Annotated in this window: 19 protein-coding genes and 1 riboswitch; of the genes, 8 read left to right on the forward strand and 11 right to left on the reverse strand. The window is 73.0% G+C overall.

From position 1 onward, the window contains the following. The 3 genes from VZF99_RS03460 (at window position 1) to VZF99_RS03470 (ending at window position 4,939) form a co-directional block, all read left to right on the forward strand. Window positions 1-2,172 (forward strand): molybdopterin oxidoreductase family protein, encoded by a 2,172-nt coding sequence (locus tag VZF99_RS03460; RefSeq protein ID WP_407335712.1) that lies wholly within the window; start codon window positions 1-3, stop codon window positions 2,170-2,172. Continuing rightward, window positions 2,169-3,686, forward strand: a complete 1,518-nt coding sequence (locus tag VZF99_RS03465) for an FAD-dependent oxidoreductase (RefSeq protein WP_407335713.1) — start codon at window positions 2,169-2,171, stop codon at window positions 3,684-3,686. Before VZF99_RS03460 ends, VZF99_RS03465 begins: the two co-directional genes overlap by 4 nt. A gap of 128 nt (window positions 3,687-3,814) precedes the next feature. Beyond that, window positions 3,815-4,939 carry a uroporphyrinogen-III synthase gene (locus VZF99_RS03470; protein ID WP_407336071.1) on the forward strand — a complete coding sequence of 375 codons (1,125 nt, stop codon included), beginning with the start codon at window positions 3,815-3,817 and terminating at the stop codon, window positions 4,937-4,939. A 203-nt stretch (window positions 4,940-5,142) separates the two neighbouring features. Here VZF99_RS03470 and nirD read toward each other — a convergent pair whose 3' ends face one another. From nirD to VZF99_RS03495, 5 genes are all read right to left on the reverse strand, one after another. Next, the gene (gene nirD, locus VZF99_RS03475; RefSeq protein ID WP_096905950.1) at window positions 5,143-5,565 is read right to left on the reverse strand and encodes a nitrite reductase small subunit NirD; all 423 of its coding nucleotides are present in this window, start codon (window positions 5,563-5,565) and stop codon (window positions 5,143-5,145) included. A 128-nt stretch (window positions 5,566-5,693) separates the two neighbouring features. Beyond that, window positions 5,694-8,246: a nitrite reductase large subunit NirB gene (gene nirB, locus VZF99_RS03480; protein WP_407335714.1), complete on the reverse strand. Its 2,553-nt coding sequence runs from the start codon at window positions 8,244-8,246 to the stop codon at window positions 5,694-5,696. A 217-nt stretch (window positions 8,247-8,463) separates the two neighbouring features. Further along, the gene (locus VZF99_RS03485) at window positions 8,464-9,150 is read right to left on the reverse strand and encodes a DUF3239 domain-containing protein (protein ID WP_069390400.1); all 687 of its coding nucleotides are present in this window, start codon (window positions 9,148-9,150) and stop codon (window positions 8,464-8,466) included. 53 nt (window positions 9,151-9,203) lie between these two features. After that, entirely contained in the window at window positions 9,204-10,871 is a 1,668-nt protein-coding gene (locus VZF99_RS03490) for a DNA repair helicase XPB (RefSeq protein WP_256819853.1), read from the reverse strand. A gap of 66 nt (window positions 10,872-10,937) precedes the next feature. Beyond that, window positions 10,938-13,352, reverse strand: coding sequence for a helicase-associated domain-containing protein (locus VZF99_RS03495; protein WP_407335715.1), 2,415 nt, complete (start codon window positions 13,350-13,352; stop codon window positions 10,938-10,940). A gap of 102 nt (window positions 13,353-13,454) precedes the next feature. On the opposite strand from VZF99_RS03495, the gene VZF99_RS03500 reads away from it, so the two are divergent. Continuing rightward, complete coding sequence (locus VZF99_RS03500; RefSeq protein WP_120286241.1) at window positions 13,455-13,655, forward strand: hypothetical protein; 201 nt, start codon at window positions 13,455-13,457, stop codon at window positions 13,653-13,655. 99 nt (window positions 13,656-13,754) lie between these two features. Here VZF99_RS03500 and VZF99_RS03505 read toward each other — a convergent pair whose 3' ends face one another. Next, entirely contained in the window at window positions 13,755-14,390 is a 636-nt protein-coding gene (locus VZF99_RS03505) for a transglycosylase family protein (protein WP_407335716.1), read from the reverse strand. Between the two features lie 8 nt (window positions 14,391-14,398). After that, a riboswitch (cyclic di-AMP (ydaO/yuaA leader) is annotated at window positions 14,399-14,556 on the reverse strand. 181 nt (window positions 14,557-14,737) lie between these two features. Beyond that, window positions 14,738-15,025: a hypothetical protein gene (locus tag VZF99_RS03510; RefSeq protein ID WP_325769071.1), complete on the reverse strand. Its 288-nt coding sequence runs from the start codon at window positions 15,023-15,025 to the stop codon at window positions 14,738-14,740. A 115-nt stretch (window positions 15,026-15,140) separates the two neighbouring features. On the opposite strand from VZF99_RS03510, the gene VZF99_RS03515 reads away from it, so the two are divergent. Beyond that, a complete protein-coding gene (locus VZF99_RS03515; RefSeq protein ID WP_067712771.1) occupies window positions 15,141-15,542 on the forward strand; it encodes a cold-shock protein in 402 nt (133 codons plus the stop codon). An 8-nt stretch (window positions 15,543-15,550) separates the two neighbouring features. Here VZF99_RS03515 and VZF99_RS03520 read toward each other — a convergent pair whose 3' ends face one another. From VZF99_RS03520 to VZF99_RS03530, 3 genes are read right to left on the reverse strand one after another with little or no spacing between them, the layout of a single operon-like run. Further along, window positions 15,551-16,060: a DUF2771 family protein gene (locus VZF99_RS03520; RefSeq protein WP_325769072.1), complete on the reverse strand. Its 510-nt coding sequence runs from the start codon at window positions 16,058-16,060 to the stop codon at window positions 15,551-15,553. Then, the gene (locus tag VZF99_RS03525; RefSeq protein WP_407335717.1) at window positions 16,057-17,448 is read right to left on the reverse strand and encodes an MFS transporter; all 1,392 of its coding nucleotides are present in this window, start codon (window positions 17,446-17,448) and stop codon (window positions 16,057-16,059) included. Before VZF99_RS03525 ends, VZF99_RS03520 begins: the two co-directional genes overlap by 4 nt. Further along, window positions 17,441-18,337 (reverse strand): glutaminyl-peptide cyclotransferase, encoded by an 897-nt coding sequence (locus tag VZF99_RS03530; protein WP_096907333.1) that lies wholly within the window; start codon window positions 18,335-18,337, stop codon window positions 17,441-17,443. Before VZF99_RS03530 ends, VZF99_RS03525 begins: the two co-directional genes overlap by 8 nt. A 58-nt stretch (window positions 18,338-18,395) precedes the next feature. On the opposite strand from VZF99_RS03530, the gene VZF99_RS03535 reads away from it, so the two are divergent. After that, on the forward strand, window positions 18,396-19,301 hold the full coding sequence (locus VZF99_RS03535) for a DUF3027 domain-containing protein (RefSeq protein WP_407336072.1): 906 nt from the start codon (window positions 18,396-18,398) through the stop codon (window positions 19,299-19,301). A 5-nt stretch (window positions 19,302-19,306) separates the two neighbouring features. Here VZF99_RS03535 and VZF99_RS03540 read toward each other — a convergent pair whose 3' ends face one another. Then, window positions 19,307-19,576, reverse strand: coding sequence for a DUF2530 domain-containing protein (locus VZF99_RS03540; RefSeq protein WP_067712676.1), 270 nt, complete (start codon window positions 19,574-19,576; stop codon window positions 19,307-19,309). Between the two features lie 76 nt (window positions 19,577-19,652). Here VZF99_RS03540 and VZF99_RS03545 point away from each other — a divergent pair, with 76 nt between their 5' ends. Both VZF99_RS03545 and VZF99_RS03550 read left to right on the forward strand, forming a co-directional pair. Further along, window positions 19,653-21,122, forward strand: a complete 1,470-nt coding sequence (locus tag VZF99_RS03545; protein WP_067712674.1) for an NCS2 family permease — start codon at window positions 19,653-19,655, stop codon at window positions 21,120-21,122. A gap of 27 nt (window positions 21,123-21,149) precedes the next feature. Beyond that, window positions 21,150-21,986 (forward strand): RNA methyltransferase, encoded by an 837-nt coding sequence (locus tag VZF99_RS03550; protein ID WP_067712671.1) that lies wholly within the window; start codon window positions 21,150-21,152, stop codon window positions 21,984-21,986.

Raw genomic sequence — 21,986 nt, forward strand, 5'->3', positions numbered from 1 at the left:
ATGACGACCGTTCGCAGCAGCCCGGAGGCGCCGAACCTGACGACGGTGCCCGAGCCCGTTGAGGCGGGCCCCGGCGGGGACCGGCCCACCCACACGCATTGCCCGTACTGCGCCCTGCAGTGCGCGATGACGGTGACGCCGGCGGCGGACCCGGCCGAGGCGGTCGAGGTGGCGCCCGCGTGGTTCCCCACCAACCGTGGCGGGCTGTGCCGTAAGGGGTGGACGTCGGGAGAGCTGCTCGATCACCCGGGCCGGCTCACCACCCCGCTCATCCGGCGCGACGGGCGCCTGGAAACGTGCGACTGGGACACCGCCCTGGACCGCGTGGCCGAGGGGATCCGCCGGGCGCAGGCCGCGGGCGGGCCCGACGGGGTGGCGGTGTTCGGCGGCGGCGGGCTCACCAACGAGAAGGCCTACCAGCTGGGCAAGTTCACCCGGCTCGCGCTGGGCAGCCGGCTCATCGACTACAACGGCCGCTGGTGCATGTCGAGCGCCGCGGCGGCCGCGAACCGCAGCTTCGGCCTCGACCGCGGACTGCCGTTCCCCGTCACCGACCTCGCCGACGCCCGGGCCGTGATGCTCATCGGTGCCAACCCCGCCGACACCATGCCTCCGTTCCTCCAGCACCTCGACACGGCAGCACGCGCCGGCGGGCTCGTGGTGGCCGACCCCCGGCTCACCGCGACCGCGCGGCGCGCCCTCGACGGGGGCGGTGTGCACCTGCGACTGCGCCCCGGCACGGACGCGGCACTCGCGCTGGGACTGCTGCACCTCGTCGTCGTCACCGGCGCGGTCGACACGCGGTACATCGCCGAGCGCACCAGCGGGTTCTCCGACGCGTGGGCGCACGCCGCCGCCTGGCTTCCCGACCGCACCGAGCGCGTCACCGGTGTCTCTGTCGCGCACCTCGAGCGGGCGGTCGCCCTGCTCGCCCGCGCGCGTGACGCCGGGGCGGGGTCGTACATCCTCACCGCCCGGGGCGCCGAGCAGCACGCCGACGGCACCGCCGTGGTGGGCGCCGCCATCGCGCTCGCCCTGGCGCTGGGACTGCCGGGACGTCCGGGGAGCGGCTACGGCACCCTCACCGGGCAGGGCAACGGGCAGGGCGGCCGCGAGCACGGGCAGAAGGCCGACCAGCTGCCCGGGTACCGGATGATCACCGACCCCGCCGCCCGCGCGCACGTCGCCGGGGTGTGGGGAGTGGACCCGGAGCAGATTCCCGGGCCGGGTCTGTCGGCGTTCGAACTACTCGACTCGCTCGGCCGGCCGGGCGGGCCCACCGCGATGCTGCTCCACGCCTCCAACCCGGTGGTCTCCGCGCCCGACGCCGACCGGGTGACCGAGCGGCTACGCGCGCTCGACACGCTCGTCGTGGCCGACTTCGTCCTCTCGGAGACTGCCGCGCTGGCCGACGTCGTCCTGCCCGTGCCCCAGTGGGCGGAGGAGGAGGGCACGCTCACCAGTCTCGAGGGCCGGGTGCTGCGGCGACGCCGGTCCGTCACCCCGCCCGCCGGCGTGCGCGACGAACTGTGGATCTGGCACGAACTCGCCCGCCGCCTGGACCGCGGACCCGAGCGGTTCCCGCCCGACGCGCGAGCGGTGTTCGGCGAGCTCGCCCGCGCCTCCGCCGGCGGCAAGGCCGACTACTCGGCGATCGACTGGGACCGACTCGACGCCGGCGAGGCACTCCACTGGCCGTGCGGCGCCGACTCGCCGGACGGCACGCCCCGCCTGTTCCTCGACCGCTTCGCCACGCCCGACGGCCGCGCCCGGTTCGTCGTGGACGAACCGCGCGCACCCGCCGAACCACCCGACTCGCAGTACCCGCTGCTCGGCACCACCGGGCGATTGCTCGCGCACTACCAGTCCGGCGCGCAGACCCGCCGGGTCGCCGAGCTCGCCGACGCCGAACCGGACATGTGGGTGCAGGTCCACCCCGTCGTGGCACGCGCGGCCGGCCTGGTCGACGGTGATCCCGCGCGCATCGTGTCGCGGCGGGGCGCGGTCGAGGCCGTGATCCGCTGCGACGAGGACATGCGCACCGACACCGTCTTCCTGCCGTTCCACTTCCCGGGCGACGGCCGGGCCAACCTGCTCACCCTGCCGGAGCTCGACCCGCACAGCCGGATGCCCGAGTTCAAGGTGTGCGCGGTCCGGCTGGAGGCGGCATGAGCGCGCGCCGCGTCGTCGTGGTGGGCGCTGGGATGGCCGCCGCCCGGCTCGCGGAGGAACTGCGCGTCGGCGAGCCGGACCCGGAGCGGTTGTCGGTGACCGTCCTGGGCGCGGAAGCGGAGGAACCGTACAACCGAATCATGCTGTCCCACGCCGTCGCGGCCCGGCCGGTCGCCGCCCCCGACGCCCCCGACGCGCCCGCAGCGGCTCCCGCGGCCCCCGCCCCCGTCGCGCCAGCGCCGGTTGCCCGGCTCAAGCCCTCGGCCTGGTGGGAACGGCACCACATCACGGTCCGAACTTCTACACCTGTCGCGGCGATCGACCGCGCCTGCCGCGAGGTGGAACTCGCCGATGGCGAACGCATCGGCTACGACCACCTGGTCCTGGCCACGGGCGCCGCACCCCGCATCCCGCCCGTCGACGGCATCCGCGGTCCCAGCGGCGGCCTGGCGCCCGGCGCGTTCACCCTCCGGGATGCCGCGGGCCAGCGAGAACTGACCGCTCATCTCGCCGCACACCCCGGCCCGGTCGCGGTCGTCGGTGCGGGCTTCATCGGCCTGGAGATCGCCTGCGCACTCGCCGGGGCGGGGCACGACGTCGTCGTCGTCCACCCCCGCGACCGGCCCATGAACGGGTGCCTCGACGCCGGCGCCGGCGCCGTACTGGTCCGCGCCCTCGCCGCGCTCGGGGTGCGGGTGCTGACCGGCGTGCGCGCCATGCGGTGGGACGGGGCCACCCTGACGCTCGACGACGGCGAGGTGCGCTGCCGGACCGTCGTACTCACCGCCGGGTCCGCGCCGCGGACAGACCTCGCACGCGACGCCGGGCTGGAGGTGGGCCACGGCGTGGTCGTCGACGACGAGCTGGCCACCAGCGATCCCGCCATCTCCGCGATCGGCGACTGCGCGCAGCACCGGGGCGTCGTCAGCGGACTGGTCGCACCCGCCTGGGACCAGGCCGTGGCGCTGGCCGCCCGGCTCAGCGGCGCGGACCCGCAGGCGAGATACCTCGGGGGCGCGGAGGTGACCAGGCTCAAGGCCCACGGGCTCGACGTGGTCGCCCTGGGCTCGCTCGCGACCGACGTCTACGGATCGCGGTGCCCCGACACCGGTGCGCCCATCGAGGTCACGACCCTGAGCGAACCCGCCCGCGGCCGGTATGCGCGCGTCGACGTGGCGGGGGGCCGCGTGGTGGGAGCCGCGCTGATCGGACACCCGGAGCCGGTCGGGATGCTCACGCAGCTATTCGAGAACGCTCTTCCCGTGCCGGACGACGTCGTGTCGGTGGTGCTGGGACGCGCCGAGGCGGTGGCCGCACAGACCCCGTCGACGATGCCGGCCGCGGCGGTGGTCTGCCGCTGCAACGGCGTGAGCAAGGGAGACCTGGTCGCGGCCTGGGCCGACGGGGCACGCGACAACGATGCCCTGGCGCAGCGGACCCGCGCCGGGACGGGCTGCGGTGGGTGCTCGTCGGCGGTCGAAGGGATATGCGGATGGCTACAGGAGGCTGGATGACGGGGGACGAGCGGTCACGGGACGCGGCGGCGGGGGCGTGCGGTGCTGCGGCGGGGGCGGACGAGGCGGTGGAGGGAAACCTGCCGGACACACGCCTCGTTCATGATGGGGGAGTGACCGATTCCGACGTGACCACCTCCGAACCCGATCTCCCGCTGCTCGGACGCACTGTCGCCGTCACCGCCGCCCGGCGGGCCTCCGAGCAGCGCACCCTCCTCGAGCGGCGCGGGGCCACCGTCCTGCACGCCCCGGCGATGCACATGATCCCCATCGCCGAGGACACGGTGGTGCGCGAGGCCACCGGGCGCCTGCTCGCCGCGCCCGCCGACCTCATGGTGCTCACCACCGCGGCCGGCGTGCGCTGGTGGATGCAGGTGTGCGAGGAATGGGGCCTGGCCGACGACCTGCTCGAGCTGATGGGCGCGGTCCCGCTGTACTCCCGCGGACCCAAGACCACCGGCGCGATCCGTGCCGCCGGCCTGCGCGAGCACGCCTCGGCCAAGAGCGAGGCCAGCCCGGAGCTGCTGGAGATGCTGCTCGAGCGCGGCGTGGAGGGACTGACGATCGGCGTCCAGATCCAGGGCGCCGGCTCCGGGTGGAACCCGATGTCCGTGCTGCTCGACGGTCTGCGCGAGGCGGGTGCCGACGTGATCGAGGTGCCCGTCTACCGCTGGGAGCTGCCCGACGATCTCGCGGCACTCGACGATCTGGTGCGGACCATCGCGGCGCAGGGCGTCGACGGCGTGACCTTCACCGCGGCCCCGGCGGTGGTGGCGGTGCTCAAGCGTGCCGAGGCACTGGGCGTGTTCGACGACCTGCTCGAGGCGCTGGACGGGCCCGTCGCCGCGCTGTGCGTGGGGCCGGTGACCGCGGCGCCGCTGGCCGAGCTCGGTGTGCCGTTCACCAGCCCGGACCGGATGCGGCTGGGGTCACTCATGCGGCACACCACCGACGAGCTCGCCGCCCGGACCGCGCCGATCGAGGTCGCCGGGCACGAGCTCACCGTGTGTGCGGCGGCCGCACTGGTCGACGGCAAACCGGTGGAGCTCACCCCGGCCCAGCTCGCGCTGCTGCGGGCCCTCGCCCGGCGCCCCGGGGCCTGCGTGAGCCGCGATGACCTGCTCACTGCTCTCCCCGGAGACGGCACCGACCTGCACGCCGTCGAGACCGCGATGGGTCGCCTGCGGCGCGCGCTCGGCGTTCCCGACCTCGTCACGACCGTCGTCAAGCGCGGGTACCGACTCAGCATCTAAAGGCGCCGCCGGCCCTGCGGACTCCTCGACGTACGCGCCCTGAATGGTCCACACCCGCAGCGTAACCCGCCAGTGAATGTGCATATTGCCATCGCACGCCAGCGGGGCGGGGCACACAGAAGGGGCAGCGCATCCGCGAGTGGGTGCGCTGCCCCTGGTTCGGGAACGGGCCGGGCCGGGGCCGGCGGCGAGCGGGCCGGCGTCTACGCCGCGATCACGCGGGCATGCCGGACGGCGGGCTGGGTAGCCACGAACACCGTGCCATCGGCGGCGACCCGGGCGGGGAACACCGAGAGTCCGTGCGAGGGGTCGTCGAGGCCGCGACCGTCGGCGAGCGCATAGGCCTGCTTGCCGATCGGTGAGATCACCGCGGGTTCGCCGGCGCGGTCGCCCACCAGGCCGCGGCTCATCACGGCGGCCCGGGCGACGGGGTCGATGTTGCAGAGGGCGCGGACCTCGTCGTCGTCGATCTTGTAGACCGCCACCTGGCGGCCGTCGGGCAGCAGGGCGGCGACCCCACGCCCCGGGATGAGGCGGCCGACCGGGCAGACGGCGATCTCGGCGGGGCGCGCGGCGCCCGATGCGGGAGCGGGGCGGGTGGCGGTGAACAGCTGGGTGGTGGTCATGACGGATCTCCTCCTGGTGGGCGGAACTGGTGAGCGGAAGTCGTGGGCGGAAGTAGTGGGCGGAGCTGGTGAGCAGGAGTCGTGGGCGGGGTGGCCGGCAGAGCTGGCCGGTGTCCGGCGCGGGACCGTCAGACGCGGGCCGGCATGGACGGCGAACCGAGCAGGACCGGCACCTTGCGGCCGTCGCGCTCCTCGAACTGCACGGTGGGGTCGGGCGCCTCGGGGGCGTTGATGAAGGAGACGAACCGGCCGAGCTTGTCGGGGTCGTCCAGGACGGCCGCCCACTCGTCCACGTACCCCTCGACATGCGATTCCATCCGGCCCTCGAGCTCGGCCGCGAGCCCCAGCGAGTCCTCGCACACGACCTCCCGCAGGTGGTCGATGCCGCCCTCCAGCGATTCGAGCCACGGCGCGATCCGCTGCAACCGCTCGGCGGTGCGGACGTAGAACATCACCGTGCGGTCGATGTAGCGGATGAGCTGGTCGTCGGTGAGATCCCCGGCCAGCAGCTGGGCGTGCCGCGGGGTCGCGCCGCCGTTACCACCGACGTAGAGGTTCCACCCGGTCTCGGTGGCGATCACCCCGACGTCCTTGCCGCGCGCCTCCGCGCACTCACGGGCACAGCCGGAGACGCCCATCTTGATCTTGTGCGGCGCCCGCAACCCGCGATACCGGGTCTCGAGCAGGACCGCCATCCCCACGGAGTCCTGCTGGCCGTAACGGCACCACGAGGTACCCACGCAGCTCTTCACCGTGCGCAGCGACTTGCCGTAGGCGTGACCGGACTCCATGCCCGCGTCGACCAGGCGTCGCCAGATCTGCGGCAACTCCTCGACACGCGCGCCGAAGAGGTCGATCCGCTGGCCGCCGGTGACCTTGACGTACAGGTCGTGGTCGCGCGCGATCTCGCCGATCACGATGAGCTGATCCGCCGTGACCTCCCCTCCGGGCATCCGCGGGACCACCGAATAGGTGCCGTTCTTCTGGATGTTGGCCAGGAAGTGGTCGTTGGTGTCCTGCAGCGAGGCCTGCTCGCCGTCGAGGACGTGGTCGGAGCTGGTCGAGGCGAGGATCGACGCGACGGTGGGCTTGCAGATGTCGCAGCCGGAGCCGCGGCCGAAGCGCCCGATCAGGCCGGAGAAGGTCCGGATCCCGGTGACGGTGACGATCTCGAACAGCTCCGAGCGGGACTGGTCGAAGTGCTCGCACAGTGCCGTGGACTGCTCGACCCCCTCGGCCTCGAGCACCTGCCGCATGAGCGGCAGGCACGACCCGCACGAGGTGCCGGCGCGGGTGCACGCCTTGAGTGCCGGGACGTCGCACGCCCCGCCACAGATCGCGTCGCGCAGCGTGCCCTTGGTGACGGCGTTGCAGGAACAGATCTGGGCGTCGTCGGGCAGCGACTCCACGCCGACACCCCCGCCGTCCGCCGCAGCGCCCGGGGTGATGAGGGACAGGGGATTGGACGACGGCAAGGTGCGCCCGAGCAGCGGCTTGAGCAGCTGGTACGGGCCCGCGTCCCCGACGAACACCCCGCCGAGCAGGGTCAGGGCGTCGTCGCTGAGGACGAGTTTGGAGTAGGTCCGCGTGACGGGGTCGTCCACCACCAACTCGAGGCAGCCGGGCGTGCGCCCGTGGGCGTCGCCGAAGCTGGCCACGTCGACCCCCATGAGCTTGAGTTTGGTGGCGAGGTCGGCGCCGGTGAACTCGGCGTCGGCGCCCGGACCGTCGCCCAGCCGGGCGGCGACCACCTCGGCGGAGGCGTACCCGGGTCCGACCAGGCCGTAGCAGGTGCCCTCGATGGCCGCGCACTCGCCGATCGCGAACACGTGCGGGTCCGAGGTGCGGCACGCCCGGTCGGTCAGCACGCCGCCCCGCTCGGCCAGTGCCAACCCGGCCCCGCGGGCGAGCTCGTCACGGGGGCGCACACCGACGGAGAACACCACGACCGCTGCCTCGACCGCGGTCGTCTCGCCGTCGTCGCCGGTCAGGGTCACCCGGACCCCGCCGTCACCGTCCGCACCGTCGCGCGGTTCGATCACCGTGTCGGTCACGCTCAGGTGCACTTCGATGCCACGGTCGCGGATGAGGTCGCCCAGCAGCGCGCCGCCCCGACCGTCGACCTGGACGGGCATGAGCCGGTCGTTGCGCTCCACGACGTGCGGGGTCAGCCCGATCAGGCTCAACGCATTGGCGGCCTCGATGCCGAGCAGCCCGCCGCCGATCACGACGCCGTGCGCGCCGGGCCCTGCGGTCTCGGCGGCCGCGCGGATCGCGTCGAGGTCGTCGAGGGTGCGGTAGACGTGGCAGCCGGGCAGGTCGTGACCGGGCACGGGCGGGACGAACGCGCGTGAGCCGGTGGCCAGGACCAGCGCGTCGTAGGAGATGCGCTCGCCGGAGTCGAGTTCGACCTGCCGCGCCGCCCGGTCGATCGCCGTGACGAGGTGGCCGGAACGGACGGTGACCCGCGGGTCGGCGGAGTGGCGGGCGTCCTCGAGGTGCAGGGCCGCACGTTCCCAGGCGCCGACGTAGGCCGAGAGGCCCACGCGGTCGTACGCGGGATCGGGTTCCTCGCCGATCACCGTGACGGCCAGGTCGGTGTCGGCGTACCGCGAGCCGAGGGTGGAGACGAATCGGTGGGAGACCATCCCGTGCCCGACGACGACGATGTGCTCAGTCATTCCTGGACCTCCTTCGAGCCTGTACCGATCAGGCTAGGAAGGCGGTGTTGCGGAACTGTGGCGTCAGATCACGGTCCCGTGACGCTTAGTTCACAGGGGGCCCGGCGGCGGGTGAGGCCGCGGACGGGCTACGGGTGCGGGCGTGCCGAGGGCGCGCGGATGCCGGGAACCGGGTGAGGGCGGTCGCTTGCGGAGATGCCGGGGGAGGGGGGGCCGCTCAGTCGAGGGGGAGCAGGCTCGTCGGCGTGGCCGAGACCTCGTCCACCCGGTCGAGGTTCTGGCGCACCCGCTCCCACTCGCCGGAGGGGATCTCCTTCTCGAGTCGGCGCAGGACGGCCTTGTCGGAGGTCGCCCATGCGACGGGCATGGGTGAGATGAACTGGTACAGGTTGTCGCCGCCGCGGGCGCTGCGGTTGCCGACCACGGCCACGCACGGCACGCGCTCGCCCACGCGAACGTCGTGACCCGGGAGCTTCTCGCAGCTGCGGACGGCCAGCGCGGGGAGCTTTCCGGCGGAGCGGTCGACGGCACGGTCGACCAGCGCCAGGAGGGTCAGCCCGCGGGGGCGCACCTCGGCGATGATGGCCGGGACGAGTTCCGAGGTGGCGTAGGTGCGCTGCATCGAGCCCATTTTGCGCGGGATGTACCCGATCATCGCCAGGCATCCGAGAGCAAAGACCCCGGCCAGCGCGGCGACGATCCAGGCCCAGGCCTCGAAGCCGGAGTAGATGAGCAGGCCCACGGCCGCGGCCAGGACGAGCACACCGAGGATGCCCGCGGACCACTGCAGCCGCCGCACCTCGGCGAGGCTCTCGTTGTGCTTGCGGACCCAGGCGTCGTCGACGGGGATGTCGGCGAGGCGGTACTGCTCGTGCGGGGCGCGGGGGGTGCGATCGGCGGCCATGGGTCCAGTATCCCAGGAACCGTCCGGACCGGACCCGCGGGTGGCCGCCGGCGTCAGCCGACCTCGGGGATCGGCGGCCCCAGCAGGTCGTCGGCGTCGATGATCCGGTAGGCGTACCCCTGCTCGGCGAGGAACCGCTGCCGGTGCGCGGCGTACTCGGCGTCGAGGGTGTCGCGCGAGACCACCGAGTAGAAGTGTGCCTGGCCGCCGTCGTGCTTGGGCCGCAGCAGCCGGCCCAGCCGCTGCGCCTCCTCCTGCCGGGAGCCGAACGTCCCCGACACCTGCACGGCCACGCTGGCCTCGGGCAGGTCGATCGAGAAGTTGGCGACCTTGGACACCACGAGCGTGGAGATCTCCCCGGCGCGGAACGCGTTGAAGAGCTTCTCGCGCTCCTTGTTGGAGGTGGAGCCCTGGATGACGGGCGCGTCGAGCTCGTCGCCGAGTTCCTCGAGCTGGTCGAGGTAGGCACCGATCACCAGGGTCGGGGCGCCCGCGTGCTTGGCGAGGATGCTCTTGACCACCGGGATCTTGGTCCGCGCGGTCGAGCACAGCTTGTACTTGTCCTCCGCCTCGGCGGTGGCGTAGAGCATCCGCTCGTTCTCCGTGAGCGTCACCCGTACCTCGACGCAGTCGGCCGGGGCGATCCAGCCCTGCGCCTCGATGTCCTTCCACGGGGCGTCGTACCGCTTGGGTCCGATGAGGGAGAAGACGTCACCCTCGCGGCCGTCCTCGCGCACCAGGGTGGCGGTGAGCCCGAGTCGGCGCCGGGATTGCAGGTCCGCGGTCATCCGGAACACCGGCGCGGGCAGCAGGTGCACCTCGTCGTAGATCATCAGCCCCCAGTCGCGGGAGTCGAACAGCTCCAACGCCCGGTGGACGCCCTTGGTCTTGCGGGTGACCACCTGGTAGGTGGCGATGGTGACCGGGCGGATCTCCTTGCGCTCACCGGAGTATTCACCGATCTCGTCCTCGGTCAGCGTGGTGCGGGCCAGCAGCTCCCGCTTCCACTGCCGACCGGCGACCGTGTTGGTCACCAGGATGAGCGTGGTGGCCTTGGCCTTGGCCATCGCGGCCGCCCCGACCATCGTCTTGCCCGCGCCGCAGGGCAGCACGACGACACCCGAGCCGCCCGCCCAGAACGAGTCGGCGGCCATCTGCTGGTAGTCGCGCAGCTCCCAGGGCTCGGACTCGGTGGACAGGTCGATGTCGTGGGCCTCACCGTCGACGTACCCGGCCAGGTCGTCGGCGGGCCAGCCCACCTTCAGCAGCTCCTGCTTGAGGCGGCCGCGCTCGGACGGGTGCACCACTACGGTGTCGGTGTCGATGTCGGCGCCGAGCATGGGGGCGATCTTCTTGTGGCGTTTGACCTCGGCGAGCACCGCGGAGTCCAGGGAGACCAGGGTCAGTCCGTGGACCGGGCTCTTGACCAACTGGAGCCGGCCGTAGCGGGCCATGGTCTCGGCGATGTCCACCAGCAGCGGCTGCGGGACCGGGAAGCGGGAGAAGTTGACCAGCACGTCGACCACCTGCTCGGCGTCGTGCCCGGCGGCCCGGGCGTTCCACAGCGCCAGCGGCGTGATCCGGTAGGTGTGGACGTGCTCGGGGGCGCGCTCCAGTTCGGCGAACGGGGCCAGCGCCTGGCGCGCGTCGTTCGCCTGCTCGTGGTCGATCTCCAGCAGCACGGTCTTGTCCGACTGGACGATCAGCGGTCCACCACTCACTTCGGCCCTCCTCGGGGTTTCACCGGACCCGCGTGGGTCCGACCCTCCATTGTCCAGGAATCCGGGTCAGCGGGTCGGGTCGACGTCGGAGACGGAGATCACGCGGTGCAGCGGCAGGGTGACGGGCTCGGCGGAATCCGGCTCGATCCCCTCGATCCGACCCCCACCGACGGAGGCCGGCACGAGCAGTCGCGCGGTGGACCGGCCCTGGGCGTCGACGACCGAGACGGTCACGGCGGTGCCCGTGCTCGCCGCGTCGTGCAGGCGGGCGACGGCGGCCTCGCCGGTGTACGCGCCCCCGGAGGCGCCCCGCGCCGAGCGCACCCGGTCGGCCGAACGCATCGCGGCGACGGCCGCACGCAGTTCGGAGGGGGTGGCCGTGCGAGTGGGGACCCGGGGCGCGCGGGTGATGCGGCTCTCCCGGACACGGGCCACCGGCCGGGACAACGCGACGACGGCGCCGGTCGTGTCCTCGACGACGGGGGCGAACCCGTGCTCGCGCAGGGCCTCCACCAGGTCCAACGGCCGGGCCTGGGAGATGAGGACGGTAGGCGCGACGGTCCGCAGTGCGCAGTTCTCGGCCACCGGGGAGCTGAGCACCTGGGCGACCAGAGACGGGTCGTCGCACCGGACGAAGGACAGGGCGGTACCCACCCGCAGCCGACCGTGACGACGGGCCACGTCCTCGATGAGGTAGTCCAGCGACTGCGGGACGGGGGTGACGGAGGTCCGGGCGAGCAGGTCCCGGATCCCCGCCGCCGTGCGCCCGGCGTCGAGTGCGCGACGCACGGAGGTCTCGGTGACGCGGTAGGTGGTGGCGGCGCCGGCCGACTCGACGTCGGCCAGGAGCGCGAACTCCGCGGCGAGCTCGGGCACGAGCGGGCCGGGGGCGAGGATCGTCAGGTCGGCCTGGACGATGACCTCCGAGACCGGGTCTGGCAGGGCGGCGACGAGGACCGGTTCGAGGTCCTCGACGCCGGGGGCGGGGGTGCCGTCATGGGTGGTGGCGGTGTGGGTGGCGGCTCCGGCGACGGGTGCGTGGGTGTCGCCGGCGAGGGCCCTGGCCGCGCTGGTGGCGGTGGTCCCGACGACGAGTCCCATCAGGCGCGCCTCCGCCACGGTCTCCTCCACGGGCCGGGAACCCGCACGCGAGAACCACACCGGCGAGGACCAGCGCACCACCTCCGTCAGCAGTGTGGCGTCGGGTTCCGCTGCGGGGTCCAGGGCGGCCAGCGCCTTCAGGACCCGGACCCGTTCTGTGGGACCGGGCGGACCGATGGGCTCACCCAGTGCCGGCACGGTGCCGCCGCCCTCGATCTCGGACCCGACCCTCCAGGGAGTCCGCGGCATGGACCACCACGCGAGGACGAGCTCGGCCCAGCGGCGTGCGGGTTCGCGGGCCGACCACACGTCGGCGGCCTCGGTGGGCGCCCACACCGAGTCGAAGGCCACGTCGCCGACGTCGGCGTCGCCGACCGCGATGAGTCCCGCGGCCGCGAGGACCTCGAGCAGCAGGGGGAGCTCGCGCTCGACGAGGCCGGAGGCGCGGGCCACCCGCCGCAGTTCGCGCACCCCGACACCGCCGGCCTTGAGGGTGGCGGCCGGGGCGGTCGACAGGGCGGAGAGGACCGAGTCGCAGCGGTGCAGCAGTTCGAGGGCCGCGACACCGCCGGAGGCGTCGACCCGGCCCGCCCCGCCCGACGCCGCCCCGGCCCTCGGGGCGGCCCACGCAGGGGCGTGGAGCAGCGACGATCCCTCGTCCCGGGCGCCGTGGCGGGCCCGGTCCAGCGCGTGGGCACGGGGGACGACGACCTCGCCGTCGTCCCCACCGGTCACCTCCGCGAGTCCCGCGCCGGCCAGCTCTGTCGCGGCGGCACGCACCGGCTCCGACGCCCCGGCGCCGAGAGCCCCGACGGGGGTGCGCCCGCGGGCGATCGCCTCGAGCACCCCGACCGCCGGAGCGGACAGGCCGCCCCAGGCGACGTCGAGGTCGGCGCCCGCGGGCTCGCCGGGGTGCGGCGCCACCACCGGGGCCGACCGGACGGCCACCGCCGTGACGGGCACCATCCGGACATGGTCCCCTCCGCCCCAGAGCAGGGTGAGGTCGCGGAGACGGGCGAGGGCGGCGTGGAAGACGGGCTCGTCGTCGTCGACACCCAACCGGCCCGACACCGCACCCAGCGGCACCGACCCCGAGTCGGCGCCCACCGCGGCGGCGGTGGCCAGGACCACCAGTTCCGGCCACGTCAGGGTCCCCAGCGCGCGGGCGGTGGACGCCGGCAACCGCAGCCTCGACGCGAGGACGTCGACGGAGGCCGGGGGAGGGGTGGCCACGTCCGGGCGCAACTCGCACACGCGGACCAGTGCGTCATCGGACAACCCGGCCAGCCACGCGGGGAAGTCCGGTTGGTCGCCGGCGGCGCCGGGGGATCCGGCACCGCCGGGGGCGGCACGGCGGGAGGTGGGACGGGAACTCGGCATGATCCGTCCCAGCGTAGTGAGATCTGGGCGGCGGTGACGACCGTCCGGGTGGTATCCGACCCGGTTGCTGACGGGACGCGCGGAAGGTGAGACACTGGACACGTGGCTGCCAAGAAGAATCTGACCCATGACAACCCGGGATGGCCCGACGCCTCGTTCGGCGAGCACCCGGTGACCGAACTCGCCGCGCTGGTCGCGGGAGGCCTGTCCCCCTTCGGGCAGGAGACCTTCCCGCTGCCGCAACACCGGCTGGGCTACCTCCACCCGGAGACGGTCGTCAACAAGACCGTCCGCACCCGCTGAGCGCGACGCACTCACGCACACGAGAAAGGGCCGCCACTCCCTGTAGGGGGTGGCGGCCCTTCCTCATGGCCCGTGGGCCGGGTCTGCGCGGGTGACGCGTCAGTTGGCCAGGTAGGTGGCGAAGAATCCGTCCACGAGATCCTGGTTGTCCGCGTAGGCGGTGTCGACGACGTCGCGGTTGGCCTCGTAGGTCTCGACGATCGGCAGGGCGACGCCGCGGCCCTCGGCGAACGAGGACAGGGTCGCCACGTGCTCGGCGGCGGTGACCACCTCCGGCGCGGCGGGCGCAGCCGGGGCATGGGCCCGCGGGGCCGGCGCGGGAGCCGGCTCGGAGAGGTTCCGCGGGGTCGGCGCGGAGTTCAGGCCCAACTTGGCCGAGCAGGCGGGCCAGGCGCCCCAGCCCTGACCGGCGAGGGTCTTCTCGGCGATCGCGATCTGCTGCTCGCGCGTGGCCTGGTTGGCCGTCGGGGCGTACTGCGTACCGCCGTAGGCGGCCCAGGTGCTCGGCGAGAACTGCAGGCCGCCCTGGTACCCGTTCCCGGTGTTGATGCCCCAGTTGCCGCCGGACTCACACTGGGCCAGGCGGTCCCAGTCGGAGTCGGGGGCGGCGTTGGCGGCCGGCGCGAGGGCCAGGCCGGCGGCGGAGAATGCGGTGCCCGCGAGCACGACCTTCACAGCGTTCTTGGGCGCTGAGGAGGGGGCGGCGGCACGGTGGCGTCCGGTGTAAGAGGTCATGTCGTCAGTCCTTTTCACTCTGTGCCTACGGGGTGAGCTGTCGGGTTCGGACGAGTGCGTCCGGCCGCCGGTGGCGGCTTCACCCCAAGGCGACCTGCGGCCGCCGGGCCCGTGGTGGGCCCTGTCGGGTCCCCCGTCCCCGCCCGGGTAATGGTCACTGTGGCATCGGCCGCTGGGCGGGGTTCGGTAGGTGCGTCCGATGCCGACTCGCTGACGAGTCTGCTACGAAACTGTAGCGGTCCGATGCCGGATCGTCACCATTCTGAAATAAACCGAGGCAGTGCAGGTCTGACAAGCGCGCCGTTATCGGCTCGTTACCAGCGGTGTTCGCGGGAGGGTGTGGTTGATCACACCGAGGGCGGTCGCGAGCCGAGGATGGCGTAGAGCAGCCCCAGCAGGAACCCGACCGGCGTGAACAGCATCGCGCCGAGATACAGGATGGTCGGCGCGTCGCGGCCGAGCACGAACGGGGTCAGCGCCGCCGCGACGGTGAACAACACCCCGATCGTGAAGATGACGAGCGCCGTCACGAACAGGCCCCGGCGTCGTGGCCTCAGAGGGTCGGCTGCCCGGGCGGGCGCCGCGGCGTCAGGTGTCCAGGGGTCGTCGGCAGGGCGTCGATCGTCGGCGGTCACACGGGGAGGTTACCGCTCGCCTCGCGGTGGGCACCAACGCGCACGAGGGTAGTCTCGGGGCATCAGTCATGGTTGTCGGACGCGTATCCCGCGTCCGGTCGGAAGGTGGTTCGCGGTGCCCAGCGGCAAGGTCAAGTGGTACGACGCGGAGAAGGGCTTCGGCTTCCTGTCCCAGGAGGGTGGCGAGGACGTCTACGTGCGCTCCGAGGCGCTGCCCGCAGGGGTCGAGACGCTGCGTCCGCGCCAGCGCGTGGAGTTCGACATGGTCTCCGGGCGCCGCGGCCCCCAGGCGTTGCGCGTGGTGGTCCACGACGAGCCGACGGTCGCGGAGGAGCGGGCCCCGAGGAGCGGGCCGCGACGCTCTGCGGACGAGCTGCACGGGATGGTCGAGGACATGATCAAGGTGCTCGAGTCGACCGTCCAGCCCGAGTTGCGCCGTGGTCACCGACCGGAGGCCAAGGTCTCGGGCCGGGTGGCGTCGGTGCTCCGGGCGGTCGCGCGCGAGCTGGACGCCTGACCCGCCGATCAGTCGTCGTAGGTGAAGCGCACCGACCACTCGCCGTTGAGGATCGACTCCGACCCGTCACCGGCGTAGACGATCGCCACCGCACGGATGGCGAGGCCCTCGATCCGGCCCTCCTCGGGGGTGGTCACGGGCACCAGTAGCTGGCCCGGGCCGCCGGCCTCGACGGTGTAGTCGCGGGACCCGTCGGCGCGGATCTCGTAGACGTCCATCGTCGAGGCGCGCAGCTCTCCGGGCAGCCGGACGGTGAGGACGTCCTCATCCTGCACCCGGAACTCGCCCACCGGGTTGGTGAAGGTGTTCCCGTCCAGGTCGGTCGCGGTGAACGGCAGCACGGTCACCTGGCTGCGATCGCTCGCGACGGTCACCTCGGGTAGTGCGCCGTAACGGGCCTCCGAACCCTGCCAGGCCCCGACGATCGCGGCGATCATGATGATCATCCACGCCGCGATCGCCCAGGTGATGGGACGGATACGGGAGCCGGTCGACGGGGTTTCGTTGCGGGAACTCACTCCCTCATTCTGCCGAGGGGCCGGGTGTCGGCCACACCCGGGTCACGCGGCGGGCCCGGGAAGCGCGGCCTGTTGCCGCCGAGGCCGGGGACGAGGGTCGACCCGCGGCCGGTCAGGTTCGATTGGGCGAACATCAGGGCGCCGACCACGGCGATCACCGAGAACCCCACGGTGAAGTCGGTCGGCAGGAGGACGCCCAGTGCTCCGCCGAGGACCCACGCCACCTGCAGGGCGGTCTCGGAGCGACCGAAGGCCGAGGAGCGTGCGGCGTCCGGGATGTCCGTCTGGACCGACGCGTCGAGGGCGACCTTGCCCAGGGCGCTGCACACCGCCGCGACGAGCGCGAGGACGGCCGCGGCCCAGATGGTCCCGAGGAACGCGGCGACGACGGCCGTCGCCAGGGCCGCCCCCGCGGCCGTGCCGGCGATCCGTTCGGGCCGGCCCAGCGGGAGCCGCGCACCGACGGCGTTGCCGGTGAAGGTACCCAGCCCGCCGGCGGCGCCCGCCATCGCCAGGAGGCCGGCCTGCTCGATCGCGGTGGCGTCCTCCTGGGCCTTGGCCATGAACGCCAAAAACAGGGTGAGGAAGCCGGTCATGAAACGCAGGAGCGACACCGCCCACAGGTTCGCCAGGACGTTCCTGCCCAGCGGCCGCGTGAGGACCGCCCGGAGGTCACCGGTCAGACTCGGGCCCCGCTCCATCCGCAGGGTGGCGGACTCCTCGTCCCGGGACGCCTCGGCGTGCGCGGGGATGGTCACGGCGACGTAGGCCGCGACGAGGGCGACCGCTGCGAGCAACCACAGGGCGGCGTCGGAGTCCCACAGCCATGCCACGGCGCCGGCTGTCGCCCCTGCGATGAGGCTGCCGCAGACGTGCCCCAGCACGGTCAGGCGGGAGTTGGTGCGGACCAGGTCCAGGGTCGGGGGCAGCACGTGGGGGGTGATGGACGCCTTGACGACGCCGAACGTCTTGGACAACACGAGCATGCCCAGCGCGAGGGGGTACAGGAGCCAGGAGTCGAAGTTCAGCGCGAGGACCACCGCCAGCACCGCACGCAGGGTGAACGTCAGTGAGACGGTGAGACGTCGGCCCCGGTGCAGGCGATCCAGCGCAGGGCCGATGACCGGCGCGATCAGTGCGAACGGCGCGACCGTGACCAGGAGATACAGCGCCACGCTGGCGCGGGACTCCGCGGTCGCAGCGGAGAAGAACAGGGTGTTCGCCAGGGCCACGGCGAGGATCGCGTCGCACGCGAAGTTGGCGACCGTGACGTAGCTGAGCGGAGCGAGCCCCGAGCGGTCCGCGCCGTCGGCGTGGAAGACCCGGCGCACGCCCCGTCCGGCGGAGGAGACGGCGCGGCGCGCGGGTCCGGTGTGACGCTCACCCAACGAGGCGCACCTCGTACATGGTCGGCCACAGCTTGCCGGTGAGCAGGACGTTCCCGGAGTCCGGCAGCGCCGCGATGCCGTTGAGCACCGCATCCGGGTCCGCGGGCCGCGGTTGCTGGAGCTGCCCGGCGTCGTAGATCGCGGTGACCTGCCCCGTCGCGGGATCGATCCGCACGATCTCGTCGGTCATCCACACGTTCGCGAGGACCGAGCCGTCCGCACACTCCAGCTCGTTGAGCCGGGTGACCGGCGTGCCCCCGGAGGTCACCGACACGCGTCCGGTCGGCTCGAAGGTCGTCGGGTCGCGGAAGGTCAGGGTGTCGGAGCCGTCGCTCATCACCAGCGCCGTGCCGTCGGAGCACAGGCCCCAGCCCTCGCCCTCGTACGGGACCTCGGAGCGCACCTCGAGGGTCTGCGGGTCGCGGTTGTGGGCGATGCCCTTCTGCCAGGTGAGGGTCCACAGGGTGTCGGGGGTGACGGCCAGGCCCTCGCCGAACTCGTCCCCCGCCATGGCGACGGTCACCGCGGGCTCGCCACCCCCCAGCGGTCGACGCTGGACCACGGAACTGCCGACCCGCCCCGTCGACTCGTAGATCTCGTCGCCCACCACCTGTAGCCCCTGGGTGAACAAGGACGGGTCGTGCTCGAGCGTGCGCACGACCTCCACCGAGCCGCGCGCGGGTTGCGGGTCCGACGGCCCGACCGGCACCCGGGGGGCCGCCGAACTCCCGGCGGCCGAGCCGGCGGGGACGCTCGACGAGGCCAGGGAAGCGCCGGCGGAGGTGGTGGCGGGCGGTGCTCCTCCGTCGTCCGAGGAACACGCCGTGAGTGCGGCGACGAGGCTCAGGGACACGACGAGGGGGCCGACCGGGCCGAGGGCGCTGCGCATGCCCCCCAGGATGCCGCACGACGGGCCGGGCCGTGACCTCCACGCGCAGATGCGCATAATGGGAGGGGTGAACACCGAGGTAGGCACGGATCAGGGGTCGGATTTCGACGGCGCGCTGCGTGAGCGGCTGGCCTCCGGCGTCGACGTGGCCCGGTCGGCGGTCGAGGAGTTCGCCGCGGAGGGTGTGGGGGAGCACCTCGGCAGCACCGTCGAGGCGGAGTTCACCACCACGCACCGGTTCGCCTCCGAGCTGCCCGGGTACCGAGGTTGGTACTGGGCCTGCGTCCTCGCGCTCGTGCCCGGTGGTGACCTGACCGTCGACGAGATCGCGCTCCTCCCGGGAGCGGACGCGCTGGTCGCCCCCGAGTGGGTGCCGTGGGATCGGCGCATCCGGCCCGGGGACCTCGGCGCCGGGGATCTGCTCCCGCCGCCCGAGGACGACGACCGGCTCGTCCCCGGCTACACGCTGAACGGCGACGACGAGCTGGACGACGCCGCGGGGCCGATCGGTCTCGGCCGACCGCATCACCTGAGCTGGGAGGGGCGGGCCGCCGCCGCCGACCGGTGGACGGTCGAGCGCGGACCGGACACCGAGATCGCCCGGGCCGCCAAGCACCACTGTGGGACCTGTGGGTTCCTGGTGCCCGTGGCCGGGTCCCTGGGCGCCCTGTTCGGCGTCTGCGCCAACGAGTTCTCCGCCGACGGGCAGGTCGTCCACCTCGAGTACGGCTGCGGCGCCCACAGCGAGGTCGAGATCCCCTCCGACACCGGGCCGGCCGTTGCCGAGGCGTACGACGACGCCGCCGTCGACGTGGTGGTCCTGCCCCAGCAGCTCGCCGCGACCGCACGTGCCCGCTCCGCCGCCGATGACCGCACGGACGATCAGGCCGCGTCCGGTGCGGCCGCCCCCCACGAGGGTGGGGACGCCGAGACGTCTGTCGACGAGCCCACGTCCGCGGACTGACCCGCTCAGTCCAGGTCGTAGTCCAGGCCCTGTTGGGCACCCGCGCTGCCGCGTAGTACGGCCCGGCGCTGCAGTGCGTAGACGATCGTGCCGACCGCCCCGACGCCGACGCCGACCGCGCCCAGGATGACCGAACGCATGTCGACCTCCTCCATGAGCATGTGGGCCAGGAGGGCCAACGTCCACGCCAGGGTGCCGATGATGACGACGGGTCGGGGGTCCAGCAGGTAGGCGGGAATCCGGGGGACCCCCGGGTCTGTCGACTCGTCCGTCATGACCGCGACGCTACCGCAGGCGGCGGGGCGGTTACTCTATGACGGTTCCTCACCCACAGCTCAGGAAGGTCACCAGATGTCGCAGAGCACCGGGGCCCCGTCGCAGCCCCCCACCAAGGTCGGGGCGCTCGATCGCTACTTCAAGATCAGCGAGCGCGGCTCGACGGTGTCCCGCGAGGTCCGCGGCGGGCTCGTCAGCTTCTTCGCGATGGCCTACATCATCATCCTCAACCCGCTGATCCTCGGCTCGGGCACCGACGTCGAGGGCAACCAGCTGTCGATCGTCGAGATCGCCGCGGTCACCGCCTTCACGGCGGGCGTGATGACCATCGCGTTCGGTGCGATCGCGCGGTACCCCTTCGCATTCGCCACGGGCCTGGGGATCAACTCGCTCGTCGCCGTCACCATCGCGCAGCAGGTGACCTGGGCCGAGGCCATGGGCCTGGTGGTCATCGAGGGCATCATCATCGTGATCCTCGCCGTCACCGGGTTCCGCACCGCCGTGTTCAACGCGGTGCCCGGCGAGCTCAAGGCGGCCATCGCCGTCGGCATCGGCCTGTTCATCGCGATGGTCGGTGTCGTCGACTCCGGTTTCGTCCGCCGCCTCCCGGACGCGGCCGGCACCACCGTCCCGGTGGGGCTCGGCATCAACGGGTCGATCGCCTCGTGGCCCACCTTCGTCTTCGTCGTCGGTCTCCTGCTCTGCGGAATCCTCGTCGCACGCCAGATCCGCGGCGGCCTGTTCATCGGCATCGTCGTCACCGCGGTCTTCGCGGTGATCGTCGAGGCCCTAGCGGACGCGGGCCCGTCCTTCGTCGACGGTGAGCCCAATCCGACCGGCTGGGGCCTCGCGGTCCCCGGCATCCCCGATTCTCTCGGGGGCATCCCGAACCTGTCGCTGATCGGCCAGGTGGACCTCATCGGCGCGTTCGTCCGCATCGGGCCGCTGGCCGCGGGACTGTTCGTCTTCACCCTGCTGCTCGCCAACTTCTTCGATGCCATGGGCACTTTCACCGGCCTCGGCAAGGAAGCCGAGCTCATGGACGACAAGGGCAACCTGCCCAACATGAAGGCCGCGCTGGTCGTCGAGGGATTCGGTGCCGTCGCCGGCGGTCTGACCTCGTCGTCGTCGAACACGGTGTTCCTCGAGTCCGCCTCCGGCATCGCCGAGGGAGCCCGGACGGGCCTGGCGAACGTCGTCACGGGCGGGTTGTTCCTGCTGGCGATGTTCTTCACCCCGCTGTACGAGGTCGTCCCGGTCGAGGCCGCCGCGCCCGCGCTGGTGATCGTGGGTGCGCTGATGATCTCGCAGATCAAGGCGATCGACCTGACCAACTTCGCGGTCGCGCTACCGGCATTCCTCACGATCGTGGCGATGCCGTTCACGTACTCCATCGCCAACGGCATCGGGATCGGTTTCATCGCCTGGGTCGTCATGGCAACGGCCACCGGCAAGGGCCGCACCGTGCACCCGATCCTCTGGATCGTCGCGGTCGCGTTCGTCGTGTACTTCGCGATCGGTCCCATCACCGACGCGCTGGCCTGACCGGCCGGCGGGAGGAGCGACCGAACCGTGCACGTCGTCGACGTCTCCGACCCCGCCGACCCCAGGCTGGACGACCTCCGCGACCTCAACAACTCCGACCGGCGGCCCGACCTGCCCGGCGGGCGGGGACTGGTGATCGCCGAGGGCACGTACGTCGTGGGCCGCATGCTGCTCTCGCGCTTCCGGCCACACGTCCTCCTGGGTACCGACGCGCGGTTGCACCAGTTGCGCAGGGAGGCCGCCGCCGAGGGGTGGGACGCCGACGAGCGCGCGGGCGACGCGGTGTACCTGCGCACCACCAAGGACGTCCTCAGCGAGGTGATCGGCTTCCGGTCCAGCCGCGACATCCTCGCCGCCGCGGACCGGCCCGCACCACTGCCGGTCGAGGAGGTGCTGGACGGCGCGCGGACGCTCGTCGTGCTCGAGGGCGTCAACGACCCCGAGAACCTCGGCGCGATCTTCCGCAACTGCGCTGCCCTCGGGGTCGACGGCGTGCTGTTCGGGGCGGCGGCCGGGGACCCGCTCTACCGGCGGGTCGTGCGGGTGTCGATGGGACACGTGCTCCGCCTGCCGTTCGCCCACCTGCCCGGCACGCCCACCACCTGGCAGCGTTCGCTCGAGGACCTGCGGGAGCGGGGCTTCCGGACCGTCGCCCTGACGCCGTCCGCCGACACCCCGCTGTCCCGGGCCGTCGACGCCGACAGGGTGGCGTTCGTGCTCGGCGCGGAGGGCCCGGGGCTCACCGAGCACGCGATGCGTGCCTGCGATGTGCGGGCCGCGATCCCCATGACCGACGGCACGGATTCGCTCAACGTCGCCACCGCCGCGGCGGTCGCGTTCTACGAGCGGTCCCGCCGGGACTGA

The organism is Dietzia kunjamensis, assembly GCF_045689975.1.
GTDB classification, from domain to species: Bacteria; Actinomycetota; Actinomycetes; order Mycobacteriales; family Mycobacteriaceae; genus Dietzia; species Dietzia kunjamensis.

Coding starts and splice junctions, on each gene's coding strand:
- VZF99_RS03485 (WP_069390400.1), bottom strand. CDS start 9,150: ATGGCCGCCGATCGCACCCCCCGCGCCCCGCACGAGCAGTACCGCCTC.
- VZF99_RS03545 (WP_067712674.1), top strand. CDS start 19,653: ATGTCGCAGAGCACCGGGGCCCCGTCGCAGCCCCCCACCAAGGTCGGG.
- nirB (WP_407335714.1), bottom strand. CDS start 8,246: ATGACTGAGCACATCGTCGTCGTCGGGCACGGGATGGTCTCCCACCGA.
- VZF99_RS03495 (WP_407335715.1), bottom strand. CDS start 13,352: ATGCCGAGTTCCCGTCCCACCTCCCGCCGTGCCGCCCCCGGCGGTGCC.
- VZF99_RS03540 (WP_067712676.1), bottom strand. CDS start 19,576: ATGACGGACGAGTCGACAGACCCGGGGGTCCCCCGGATTCCCGCCTAC.
- VZF99_RS03505 (WP_407335716.1), bottom strand. CDS start 14,390: ATGACCTCTTACACCGGACGCCACCGTGCCGCCGCCCCCTCCTCAGCG.
- VZF99_RS03530 (WP_096907333.1), bottom strand. CDS start 18,337: ATGCGCAGCGCCCTCGGCCCGGTCGGCCCCCTCGTCGTGTCCCTGAGC.
- VZF99_RS03465 (WP_407335713.1), top strand. CDS start 2,169: ATGAGCGCGCGCCGCGTCGTCGTGGTGGGCGCTGGGATGGCCGCCGCC.
- VZF99_RS03460 (WP_407335712.1), top strand. CDS start 1: ATGACGACCGTTCGCAGCAGCCCGGAGGCGCCGAACCTGACGACGGTG.
- VZF99_RS03535 (WP_407336072.1), top strand. CDS start 18,396: ATGGGAGGGGTGAACACCGAGGTAGGCACGGATCAGGGGTCGGATTTC.
- nirD (WP_096905950.1), bottom strand. CDS start 5,565: ATGACCACCACCCAGCTGTTCACCGCCACCCGCCCCGCTCCCGCATCG.